Genomic DNA, 12,240 nt, shown 5'->3' on the forward strand with positions numbered 1-12,240 from the left:
AGGGGCAGCTGCCCCTCCAGGACGCAGACCAGCAACCTCATCCGCTGTAACTCCTTGGGAGTCATCGAAATCATGTCCTTCTTCATGGGGGACATAATCGCTAAGCAGTTACAGGGGACAAAGTCGCTAAGCTAATACAAAAACAAGCCGTGCGTTGACACTTGGAAGGGGCATCGGCTAAAGTTAGTCGTTTAAAATCGTGAGGTCGGCCGAGGCAAAATGAGTCAGGAAAAGCCCGAGGAAATTCGTCAGGAATCGACAACCGAGACCCCTCCGCCTCCGGTTGATGAAACCTTCGACTACGTGGAATTCGAGAAGAAATCGCCCCAACGCCTTTCCCGTTGGTTTTGGTTGCAATGGTGCGTGTTGCTCGGCATCGGGTTCGCGATGCTTTCCATTCTCAGCGGCGGTTTCGCCAACATGCACGAATACGGCTGGAGCGACGCGGGCGAAAACCGGGTACTGCTGATCAGCAAAAACGAGATGATCTTCGCGGTCGGACTGCTGGCCATGCTGCCGCTGGTCGTTTTCCTGGTCATCGGCGCGGAACATTGGCTGGCCGGCCCGCTCGGCCGGCTGGTGGAAAAACTGGCGCAGCCGCGCCGGCGCCGCCTGGTAGTCGTCGCGGCGATGATGGTCGCCGGCGCCCTGCTCTTCGGCGCGGCAAAATGGGTGCTCGACTACCAGCCGGTGACCGACGACGAAAACGTCTATCTGTTTCAGTCGCGGATTCTCGCGGCCGGCCAATTGGCGTTGCCGAGCCTGCCCGACGTGGAACCGCTGCGCGACCGGATCTTCGAAGACAACATCTTTCTGGTGAACAACGGCAAGATTTTCGGCCAGTATCCGGTCGGGCAGAGCATCGCCCTGCTGCCGGGCTACCTGGCCGGCTGGCCGCACCTGATGCCGCTGGTGTTCGCCGTTTTTTCCATCCTGGGCCTTTATCTGCTCGGCAGCCGGCTTTACGGCCCCAAGGGCGGCCTGCTGGCGGCGGTGTTGCTGGCGATCAGCCCGACCTTCCTGGCGACGTCCGCCACCCTGCTCAGTCACAGCACGACCTTGTGCTGCCTGATCTGGTTTTTCTATTTCGCCCATCGCACCTGGAAGGAAACCGGCTGGGTTCACGCCCTGTTGGCCGGCTTCTTTTTCCTGGTTTGTTTCCAGGTCCGTTCGGCGACCACGCTGCTCGCCGCCGGGCCGGTCGGCATTGCGCTGGCCGTTTTTCTGCTGCGCGATATCAAGCGGCAATGGTTGAAGATTCTTCTGCTGGCGCTGCTGGTCGGGCTGACGATCGGCATCTCGCTGTATTTCAATTACCAGATCAACGGCGATTACTTCAAAACGAACTACCATGCCGCCTGGGGCGAAGGCCGGACGCCGTTCAAGCACCCCTTCGGCTTCGGCAAAGGCGCGTGGCACATGGTGCACAGCCCCGCCCAGGGCTTTTGGAGCGCGTGGGACAACCTGCTGCGGTTGAACTGGTGGCTGTTGGGCTGGCCGATCAGCCTGCTGTTCGTCATCGCCTGGCTGCTGCGCCGCGACAAGAAAAGCCTGGAGTGGCTCGGTTTTTCCACCGTGTTGCTGACGTTCTTCGCCTACTACTTCTATTTCTGGCCCGGCGTTTCCGACACCGGCCCCGTGCTCTACTACGAACTGCTGGCGGTGCTTATCCTGCTGACGGTCAGCGGCATCGAGGCCGCGCCCCGGCTGCTGCTGGCGTGGATGCCCCGGCAGGTCGCCGCGCGCCGGGTGATGCTGTTCATCGTGTTTTCCTGCCTGGCCGCCTTTTTCACGTTTCACCAATACAACGCCCGCGCGCTGCACCGGGTCGCCGAAAACGTCGCGCAGTTGGAAAAAGCGCTGGAGGATTTCGGCGTCCCCGACCGCGCGGTCATTTTCACCAATTACTATCTGAAGAACACGACCGACAAGAATTATCAGGATAGCTGGGTGGTCGGCCGGCCGATGACCAGCCGCCTGCTCGGCGACAAACAACTCTTTTACGTCAACTACGGCCGGACGCGCGACGAGGAATTCGCCGCCAAGTATCATCCGGGCCTGCCCGCCTACGTCGTCACCTGGAATCAAAGCGGGCGACCGGAGGTCGTCAGACTGGAGGATTACCAGGTCGCGCTGTTCCCCGACAATTTCCCGGATTCGCGATGATTCGCAAGCTTTGGCAATACCTGCTGGCCACGCGGCCGATCGAATCGTGCCTGATGATCGGCTTTCCGTTGATCGGCCTGTTCATCGCCCTGGCCGATTGGCGGGGGATCGGCTGGTTGATCGGCAAATTTTTCATCGCCACCTACCCGCTGGTGATGTACGTCTATTGCCTCAATTCCTACGGCGGGTTGGCGCACGACGTCGTCAATCAGCGCCTGAGCGGCAACCCGGCGGTGACCGGCGAGGTCTCGGCGCGCGAGTTGCTGTGGCTCGCCTACGGCGGCGTCTTCTTTTCGGGCCTGCTGTATTTTCTCTGGTTTCCCCATTGCCTGCTGCCCTGGTTGCTGATCATCGGGAACTGGACGCTGTATTCGCACCCGGCGGTTTATGGCAAAAGCCTGCCGCTGGTCGGGACGTTCCTCCACTTGATCGGCGGCGTGCTGCAATTTCTGCTCGGTTACGCGGCCGTGCGGCCGCTCGACCGGACGTCGCTGTTGATCGGCGCGTACTTCGCGCTGGTCTTCGCCGCCGGTCACATCAACCACGAGGTCAAGGATTACGAGCCCGACTGCACGGCGGGGCTGCGCACCAACGCGGTGGTGTTCGGCCCGCGGCGGATGTTTTCGTTCGCCTTTTTCCTGTTCGCCTTCGCCTTCGCGTATTTGTCGGTTTTGAGCCTGGCCGGCGTGATCGCCTTCCGGTTCGCCTGGCCGTACCTGGCGATATTTTTCCCACATTTGCTGCTGCATTGGCGCGCCGTCCGCGGTGAATGGACCGGTTACGATCGCACCTATCAGATCGTCTACCGCACCCTGTTCGTGATCGCCGGCGTTTTTCTCGTTTTCGCCAAGTGGCGGGCGCTGCATTGAGGAGAGCCGTCGGATGAGCCTTTCCCGTTATGATGTCATCGTCGTGGGCGCCGGGCCCTGCGGATCGACTGCGGCCCAGGAAATCGCCAAGGCCGGATACAACGTGCTGTTGCTGGAACGCGATTCCTACCCCGGCGAAAACAATTCGTGCGGCGGCGGCCTGGGAAATTTCCTGCAAAAGAAATTCGACCTGCCCGACAGCCTGATCCAGAAAAAAATCCGTCGCGTCCAACTGGACCTGGGCTTCGAGAAAAAAACCTATCAGGCCGACCGGCCGGTTTACATGAGCGTCAAACGGACCGAATTCGATCGCTACCTGGCCGACCGGGCCGTGCGGGCCGGCGCCGAATTGCGCCTGCGGCAGACGGCGATGAATTACGATCCGTTCCACAAGGTGCTGACCGTGCTCGACCGCCCGAGCGGCGTCCAGTGGCAGGCGACGGCGAACATCGTCGTCTTCGCCGACGGCGTCCGTTCGCTGGCGTTCAGCGAATGCGGCCTCGGCGTCGACCCGAGCCGCGAGCCGATCGTCGGCCTGGCCTACGAACTGGGCTATCCCGACAATCCGCACGACGCGTTTGAGTTTTTCTTCGACGAGCAGAAATTGCCCTACGGCTACTATTGGGTTTTCCCGACGCGCGACACGCTGAACGTGGGCGTCGGCGGCCCGGTGAAAAGCATCGGCAAACAGGCCAAGGACTTTCTGCTGAAGTTCATCGACAGCCGCGAGGATTTGCGCGGCCGGGCGGCGGTCCGCAAGACGGCCGGGATGATCCCCAGTTACGTGGCCTCGCGCCTGCACGGCGACGGCGTGCTGGTGGTCGGCGACGCCGGCGGCTTCGTCAATCCGCTCACCGGCGGCGGCATTTTCCTCGGGATGGTCAGCTCCCAGCTCGCGGCCCGCACCGCCAACGAAGCCCTGCGCGAAGGGCGCACCGACGGCGCGTACCTCGCCCGCTATTCCTGGCGCGTCAAGTCATCGCCCTTCTACCTCGGGCTCAAGACCTTCCACGGTCTGGTGACCTACAGCCAGAATCACTTGAAACGGACCGGCAAGCCGGTGCTCGGCAAAATTTTCAAGCTCTATTCCGACATCGGCGATTTCACGCTGCGGCACCTGTAGCCGCGCCGCTCGTCGCTACTCGCCCAACGCCGGCACGATCGTGTCGCGGGCGAATTGCGCGAAGGTCGTCGGGGTCCGCCAATCCGGCACGGTCGTCAAACCCTTCAGCAACAGGCCCGAATCGAACGCCTGCGCCAGTTCTACGTACTGGCCGGCCACGTCGGCGCTGATTCCCAGGCCGACGAGCGCGTCCCGGACCTGGTCCGGCGAGACCTGGACGTACTCGATCGGCCGGCGGATTTCCCGGGAAATGATCGCCGCGATCTCGCCGTAACTCAAATCTTCCGGGCCGAAAAAGGTCAGCACGCGGCGACCGGACCAGCTCAGGTCGGCCAATTGCTTCGCTGCCACTTCGGCGATATCGCGCGTGGCGATCATCGGCACCCGAACCGCCGGCGAAACCGCCTGAAACAGCGCGCCCATCTGTTTCATCGTTTCGAGCGAACCGAGGATGTTCTCGTAAAACGCGGCCGGGCGCAGATGCGTGACGTTCGCGGCCACGCCGTCGAGAATTTTTTCGATATCGTGCAGGCCGTTGACCGGTCCCGCCCCGCTGCCCAGATGGGCGCCGAGGCTGGACAGGTGAACCACGTGCGCAATGCCGTTTTTCTGAATGGCTTCGGCGGCGATCCGCCCCAATTCGCGCTGATAGGCGCGGAAATCGGCCACCTCGACGTTTGGCGGCGTCAGCCAGAAAAGCGCCTTGGCACCTTGCGTGGCCTCCCGCACGAACCCAGCATCGTTCAGCGACCCCTGCTTGACCGTCGCCCCCATGACCGCAAACCGCGCCACATTTTCCGGGTGCCGAGCCAGCAGAGTCACTTTTTTACCCGCCTGCAGCAGAATTTCCGTCAACCGCGAACCGATTTTTCCGGTCGGAGTGGTGATGACGATACTCATGATGGCATCCCCCATATTTGACAACCATTCTCAACAAATGAAATATAGGGACGAATCCTGAAAAGACAATCCGGCGCCGGATTATTGGATTGGGTAATCTTCGATACTAACGGGCGTCGTACTGCTCGGCGCTCAGGCCGCGCCGCTGGAAAAAGCCGCGCATTTTATCGAGCAGCCCCGATTCGATTTTTCGCGCCCGCTCTCGCGAGAAGCTGAATTCGTTGCCGATTTCCTGCAGCGTAAGCGGTTCGTCGGTCAATAGGCGATTGTAGAGAATGAACTTTTCCTTGTCCGAAAGGCGCGGTTCGAGGTCGGCGATGGCCTCGCGCACCATCCGGCGCTCCTGGCCGACCGCAATCGCCTCGTCCGGCTGAGATTCGTGCGCGGGGAAAAGGTCGCTGACCGTTTCCTTGCCCTTCTCGCCGACCGGCATGTCCAGCGAAACATCGTTGCTGCCCAGGCGGCCTTCCATTTCCACGACCTCACGCTCGGAAACGTGCAACGATTGACCGATCAACTGCGCCGTCGGGACGATGCCGCGCGCTTCCAGGCGGGCCTTTTCCTTCTTGAGGTTGAAGAACAGCTTGCGCTGCGCCTGGGTCGTGCCGATCTTCACCATTTTCCAGTTGTTGAGGATGTAACGGATGATGTAGGCGCGAATCCACCACGAGGCATAGCTGGACAGCTTGACGTCTTTGTATGGATTGAACTTCGCCACGGCCTGCATCAGGCCGATGTTGCCTTCCTGAATCAGATCCATCACCTGCATGAATTGGCGGCGGTACTCGAAGGCGATCTTCACCACCAGGCGCAGGTTGCCCAGCACGAGGCGGACGCCGGCTTCCTTATTGCCGTTTTCGAACAAATCGACGGCAAAGTTGTATTCTTCTTCCGGAGTCAGTAGCGGTAGTTCCCGCAACCGCGCCAGATAGGTTTCCAGCGGACCGGTCGTGACCAGACTTTGCTGGGGCGATCGGATCAGCGCGGTTTCGGGTTGGATTTTTTTTGCCATCTCTTGATGTCTCCGCTCGGATGTCGAACGCTTGGCGATTCATTGCCCTTTCGACACGAAAACCCTCCGTCAGGTTCGATCACTTTCAGCCACACCCGGCATTCGATGGCCGCTTGCGCTATTTACTAAGTAAAAATAAAGTGGTTAATTCCTTTGTCAAGCTCATTTCGGCCCATTTCAGCGCGCGCAAAAAAGTTTGCTGACGTTATCAAAGTTGATTTAAAATTTCCAGAGGGAAATCGAGAAAAAGTCGCCGCGTCGGCAAACGCCTTTTTCGACCACCGCTCACACAAAAAAATCGAGAAAAAACCGGCGCTTTCCTTTTCGGGAAAACGCCGGTTTTTACCTTCAACAACTGTTACCGGCCGGTCGGTTTTTCCGGTGGCCGGCCGACGAAAATCTCCTGATCCGCCGGCGCATCGACGCCGACCCCGAAACGGAAGTTTACCTCGCCGCGCAAGGGGACTTCCTCGATTTTCGCCGGCAATCGCACCTCGCCCTGGGGCCGCATGGTCAGCAGGTACTCCGGCGCATTCCACAGGTTCATGTCCACCAGCGAAAGGTGGTGCAAACCGTGCTTCAAGGCCAACGGCGCCTCGAAAACATAGGACCGCCTTTCGTCCTCGGCCTTGGCGCTTTTCACGACCCAGGCAAGGTTTTGGTTGTCCACGGTCAATTGAACCAGGGCGATGATCCGGCTTGCTTGCAGTCGTGGATCGGCGCCGTTCGGCGCGATGCCGTCGTCGAACAGTTCGAGGGTCACCTTGGCCGGCGCCAGCGTGTACACGGCGTGAAAGTGCGAATGCCGCCCCAGCTTGTGGGCCGAAGTCGGCGTCGCGGCCACCACCAGCAGCAGCGCGATCAGCCAAAGGGACTGCCGGCGCACGGTCATTCCTCGACCGGCAGACCCGGAGCGTCGAACGCGTGATTGCAATTCGCATCGACCCAGATCGGGTTGGTGATCGCGAAAACCCGCTCGCGATTGACCGGATGAGTCGTCGCCGACGTATGCCCGGCTTCCACCACGAAATAGGCGTCGCCGTCCAGCGGAAGAACCACGGTATCGTCGAACCGCACCACCTCGGTGGTATCGGGGATCACGATCTCCGTGGCCAATTCGCCGTGGTTCGTGTAGACGCGCAGGTAATTGACGTCCATCCAACTCGGCGCCTGGACGCGAATCAGCAGGCTGATTTCGGTGTCGGTCGCGCAATCGACGAACCCGCCGATCGTCTGATCGGCGATGCCGAAATTGATGAACGGGCCGTTGCTGACCTCGCTCCGGTGCGCCAGGACCGAATCGACCATGTCTTGAACCGTGGCGTCGGCGGGGTTGTCGGTGGGCATCGCGTACACGTTGCGGGCGTTGCCCAGTTCGGAAGACGGCGTATGCGAATCGCTGTTGCCGGTCATCGTGTATGTATAGCCCTGATCCAGCAGGCTGTACCAGTCGATCAGCGTTCCTTTGTCGTCGTTGCCCGAGTTGAAGACCTCGATGGCGTCGAAATTATCACCCCAGCGATCGGGATCGACCGACCCGATGCCCACCGCCGGATCGTATTTCACATAATTGAACCAGCCGGAGCTGTCGCGCGGGTGATTGATCTGCACGATTTGCGCCCCGAAATCGTTGCGCGCGATTTCCCACATATCCGGGAATTCGTATTTCTCCTGCGCCACGCCGTCCGCGTCGTAATGAACGAACGGCACGCCGTAATAGTCGGGCCGGTCCGCCCGCTTGGTCAGCGGCCAGGTGTTGAAGTGGCCCCAAACCGGGCTGATTTCCGCGCCGATCACCGGATGGATGAACGCTTCAGCGCCCTCAGCCACGACGTAGGGCAGGTAATCGGACATCGTGTCGTGATCGGTGAAGACCGGCATTTCCAGGCCGGCCGCGGCCATTTCACGGACGCGCGATTCGGCCAGAGCCTGCGAATCCACCGAGAACTGGGTATGGACGTGGAAATCGCCGGTCAGGTAGCCGGTCGTGTCGACCGAACGCACCAGCACGTCGTCGAATTCCGCGTTGTCGCCGGCGACGATCGTCACGTTCTGCACGGCGATTTCGTATTCGTAACCGCGCGAGGCGGTGATCGTGTAATCGCCCGGCGCGACGCGCTCGATGCCCGTGCCGGTCACGCTCCAGACGCGATGCACGACGTTGTCGGTCGGCGCCGCGTCGAATCCCGCCTGCAGCGACAGCTTGCACGGCACGGCCGCGCCGTCGCCGTCGATCACGAGGTAATCGAGAAAGCCCGGAACCGTCGCCGGAACATCGATCGCTGTTTTATCGCCGGCGGTCACCGTCACCGCGACCGGCGTGCCGGCGACCCGACCGGGACCTTCGGTCCAGAGTTGATAATCCCCGGGCTCGACCTCGATCGAAAACGCGCCTGATTCATCCGGCCAGGCTACGCCGACGTAGTTTTCTCCTTCGGGGCGGTCGTCGGTGATCAGCACTTCGAGTTGGGTGAAGTCGTCGCCGCTGTCCAGCACCACCGTGCCGTCGATCGTGCCTACGGCCTTGTTGCCGTCGAATTGATTCAAAGTCGCGTTGAACATTGTCGTGTCGCCGTTGCCGACGATCAGCAGCCGCTCCTGGGCGCCCTGGCCGAGCGGCTCGAGCGGAATCATGCCGGTGATCAGCGGCACGATGTCGCCGTCGACGTAAGGCGCCCAGAATTTTTCCTCGGGGCTGGTGGTGGCCAGGGCATAGGAAACCGGTTGCCAGCGGGTGTTCGTGCCGCCGACCCACCGCAGGTTGGCGAGCAGGTCGAAATCGCCCATATCGTAACCGGCGCGCGGCGAAAACGGCCGCGTCTCGTCGCCCCAAAAGACGAAATCGGCCAGCAGCACGTTGCGCGCGGCATTGGTCGTGTCCTTCAAGATCGTATTGATGTGCAGGTAGTTGGTGTCGGGATCCAGCGTGTACTCGACGGTTTCCTCCAACCCGTAATCCCAGGTTTTGACGAGGTGGTCCACGATGCTCACGCCGCCGTCCTTGCCCGTCACGCGAATCTTCGCCGAGCCCTCATTGCCCGCCGCGACGATCCGAAAATCCTTCGCGTAGAAGGCGCGCGCCAGGCCGATCATCTGATCCAGCGCCCACAAGCCGTCCATGCCGTCCTCGCCTTGCGGCCGCGCCAGATCGGCGTCGATGACGTTGCCCGCGTAACCCATCCAGCCGACGCCCGCATGCTCCGGCGAGCGGATGATGAATTCGACTTCCGAGTTATAAATCTTCAGATCGCCGATTTCACCGCGAGCCCGCGGGCCGCCGATCAGTTCGTCTTCGCTGGTGATGATCCCTGCGCGGACCTCGCCGGGGCCGAGCGTATCCGACAGATTGGCCCAAACGTAAGGCGAGCTGTCGTCGTCGTTATCATCGTCGTTATCGTTGTCGTCGTCGTTATCATCATTGTCGTCATCGTCATCGTCGTCGCCGCTGTCGTCGTTGTCGTCATTGTCATCGTCGTCGTCATCGTCAACGGCATCATCATCGGCGGGCGTCGTATCGTCGTCCGACCGGTCGTCATCATCGTCATCGCCGGTCGAACAACCGACGAGGAACAACGAGGTCAGCAACAGGAAAAGGATTGTCAATGACAATCCGGATCGCGCGGTCGCCACGAGGAAGCGTTTCATCGATTCACTCCTTTGCAATAGCCATCCGTCGACGCTGTTTCTCGATCACTTCGGTTTACCATTTACTGATTTGCAGTCGGACGATGAAAATCAAAAAACCGGCGGTGAGCGAGACGCCCGGTCGTTGACTGGGACGGCTTGCGGCAAACAAAAAACCGAATTTCCCAACCGGGTTACCATGGCGGGTAGAACCAACCATGCCGGTAAAACCGCGAGCGTGAGGAAAAATCCCATCAGCAATTGGCATAGCGGGCAGTTCGGATCAAACTGGCGACCTTGCGTCGCATAGTGATTGTGGACAAGTGACAGGCACACAATGGCGAGAAAGGCGATTGCCAGAATAATAAAAAAAGATTTCTTCGCCAGCGCAACCATTTTCATCGGCTGGAATTGTAAACACATTCCTTACTTTTTCATAGCCCATTCAAAATATTTTTTAAATCTCAATAGTAAATTTCTGATGAAATTATGGCCCTGTATCTAATCCTCTACTTCGTTGGTGTACTTCAAAATCGCGCCATGAATGCCGACAGCAAAAGCATTTCCGGTGAGGGTTCCCCCGACGGCTTGCAACCACCGCTCGGGAGCGTTGGTCTCGGAAACCTTCCAGGAGGTTCCATCGAAATGCAGAATCGCGCCATCGGAAACGACGAAAACATCCGAGGCCGAGCTGCCCCAAACACTGGTTTTCGCTGCGGCAGGCAAACCGGTCACTTCCGACCAGGCCGATCCGTCAAAATGAAGAAGAAGGTCGTAAGGAAGGGAACTGGTTGACCCGCCCGCCGCGTAGATATCGGTCGGCGACGATCCCCAAACCGACAGCAAGGCATGATCCGTGCCGCTCGCCATCGCCGCCCAATCCGCGCCATCGTAATGCAGAATGACTCCACCCTCGCCCACGGCGTACACGTCGGTGGAAGAAGATCCCCAAACGCTCAGCAGGTAAAGCTCGGGATGGCGCAACATCTCCTTCCAGTCCACACCGTCATAGTGCAAAATAACATGAGTGCCGACCGCAAAAATATCGGAAGAAGACGTTCCCCAGAGGGCCTGCAATGACAACTCCGGGCTGCTGGCCATGGTCGACCAGGTGTTGCCGTCGTAATGGAGAATCTCACTGCCGTTTGCGGTCGCTAAGGCATAGACATCGGAAGGCGACGTGCCCCAGATACTCAAAACCCAACCATCCGGCCGCTGAACGACCGACCAATGGGTACCGTCGAAATGCAGGATCACTCCGCCGGACTCTTCGATGAAATACATTCCCCCACCGACATACACATCGTCCGCCGAACTACCCCAGACCGCCTTGAGGTCGGTTATCGTCAGACTCTTGGAAATTTCTTCGACCGTCGATCCGTCGTAATGCAGGATCCGGTTTGGACGCACCATATCCGCGCAATCGCTACCGACCGCATAGACATCCGTCGGCGAGGACCCGCCGACTCCATTCAACCCGCCGTATTGTTGATCGGTCAATTCCGTCCAAGCGGGATTGTCGTAACGATAAAACAGGGAGTAGCAGGAGCCCCAGCCCATCGGCGACCCCAGGCACTCCATGCCGACGGCGAAGACCGCCTGGCCGGAGATATCTTTGATGTCTTCAATCGAGCCAAGGTATGAATCTGGCCACGACCATTCACCGTTCGTGTAATCGACAATCCCCCCACTTAAAGAATAATAAGGACCTTCATTGAATCCGACCAAAATGTTATCGGCTGCAGTTCCCTCGATGGTATGGAAGGAGGCCCAGGTGTTCTCCGAATTATGATACATCAGCGACCAAGTGAAACCGTCGAAGCGCAGCACGTCCGACCTGCCCACGGCATAAACCTCGGTCGGTGAATTGCCCCAGACATCCATGAGAAAGTGAATCCCGGCCACCCCCGGAATAATCGCCCAGGTCAAACCGTCGAAATGCAGAATCACATCTTCGTAATTCGTCAGGTCATACCCGACGACCCAGACATCCGCGGAGGAAAAACCATGAACGTCATTTAGCTGATAGCGTTCTTCGGCCACCACCGGCGCCCACTCGACGCCGTCGTAATGCACGACGGTCGTGCCGCCGACAGCGTAGATATCGGAAGAGGATAAACCCCAGACCGCGGTGAGTGGTTCGGTCGTATTACTGGCCAGCGCGGAAAAAATCACCCCATCGAAATGCAGAATGACGCCGCGGTCGCCGACGAAATACATATCCTCGGACGAAGTACCCCAAACTCCGGCCAACCAGCCGCCGACCGGCCAGGGATTTTGCCAACACCATCCTTCGGAATTGCAGACTGAATAATCGGCGAAATCATCGTTGTCGTCATTGTCGTCGTCATCATCGTCGTCGTCGGTATCATTGTTGTCGTTGTTGTCGTCATCATCATCTTGAGCCTGCCCCGAATCGGATTCGGAGTCGTCGTCGCCGCCCTGCTCGTCACCCGAACACGCAACGATAATCAAAACCCATAGCGCCAGCGTTGCCGCAAAGCCGACGAACGAAAACCTGATCTGCATTAAATTCCCCATTTAGC

General features: G+C 59.5%; 9 protein-coding genes. 3 read left to right on the top strand and 6 right to left on the bottom strand.

The features are described 5' to 3' along the window. Nucleotides 1–219: 219 nt before the first annotated feature. Genes GX444_07200 through GX444_07210 form a run of 3 tightly spaced genes read left to right on the top strand, consistent with a single transcriptional unit; the run spans nt 220 to nt 4,158 of the window. Nucleotides 220–2,166 carry a glycosyltransferase family 39 protein gene (locus tag GX444_07200; GenBank protein ID NLH48374.1) on the top strand — a complete coding sequence of 649 codons (1,947 nt, stop codon included), beginning with the start codon at nt 220–222 and terminating at the stop codon, nt 2,164–2,166. Continuing rightward, a complete protein-coding gene (locus GX444_07205) occupies nt 2,163–3,035 on the top strand; it encodes a UbiA family prenyltransferase (GenBank protein NLH48375.1) in 873 nt (290 codons plus the stop codon). Before GX444_07200 ends, GX444_07205 begins: the two co-directional genes overlap by 4 nt. 13 nt (nt 3,036–3,048) lie before the next feature. Beyond that, complete coding sequence (locus tag GX444_07210) at nt 3,049–4,158, top strand: NAD(P)/FAD-dependent oxidoreductase (GenBank protein ID NLH48376.1); 1,110 nt, start codon at nt 3,049–3,051, stop codon at nt 4,156–4,158. 15 nt (nt 4,159–4,173) lie between these two features. Here GX444_07210 and GX444_07215 read toward each other — a convergent pair whose 3' ends face one another. From GX444_07215 to GX444_07240, 6 genes are all read right to left on the bottom strand, one after another. Then, complete coding sequence (locus GX444_07215; protein ID NLH48377.1) at nt 4,174–5,058, bottom strand: NmrA family NAD(P)-binding protein; 885 nt, start codon at nt 5,056–5,058, stop codon at nt 4,174–4,176. 106 nt (nt 5,059–5,164) lie between these two features. Continuing rightward, nucleotides 5,165–6,070, bottom strand: coding sequence for an RNA polymerase factor sigma-32 (locus GX444_07220; GenBank protein NLH48378.1), 906 nt, complete (start codon nt 6,068–6,070; stop codon nt 5,165–5,167). Nucleotides 6,071–6,428: 358 nt separating this feature from the next. Further along, nucleotides 6,429–6,956: a hypothetical protein gene (locus tag GX444_07225; GenBank protein ID NLH48379.1), complete on the bottom strand. Its 528-nt coding sequence runs from the start codon at nt 6,954–6,956 to the stop codon at nt 6,429–6,431. A gap of 2 nt (nt 6,957–6,958) precedes the next feature. Then, on the bottom strand, nt 6,959–9,715 hold the full coding sequence (locus GX444_07230; protein ID NLH48380.1) for a CehA/McbA family metallohydrolase: 2,757 nt from the start codon (nt 9,713–9,715) through the stop codon (nt 6,959–6,961). 90 nt (nt 9,716–9,805) lie between these two features. Further along, nucleotides 9,806–10,096 (bottom strand): hypothetical protein, encoded by a 291-nt coding sequence (locus GX444_07235; protein NLH48381.1) that lies wholly within the window; start codon nt 10,094–10,096, stop codon nt 9,806–9,808. 99 nt (nt 10,097–10,195) lie between these two features. Continuing rightward, nucleotides 10,196–12,223 (bottom strand): hypothetical protein, encoded by a 2,028-nt coding sequence (locus GX444_07240; protein NLH48382.1) that lies wholly within the window; start codon nt 12,221–12,223, stop codon nt 10,196–10,198. Between the last annotated feature and the right edge of the window lie 17 nt (nt 12,224–12,240).

The organism is Myxococcales bacterium (assembly GCA_012517325.1).
Taxonomy (GTDB): Bacteria; Lernaellota; Lernaellaia; order Lernaellales; family Lernaellaceae; genus JAAYVF01.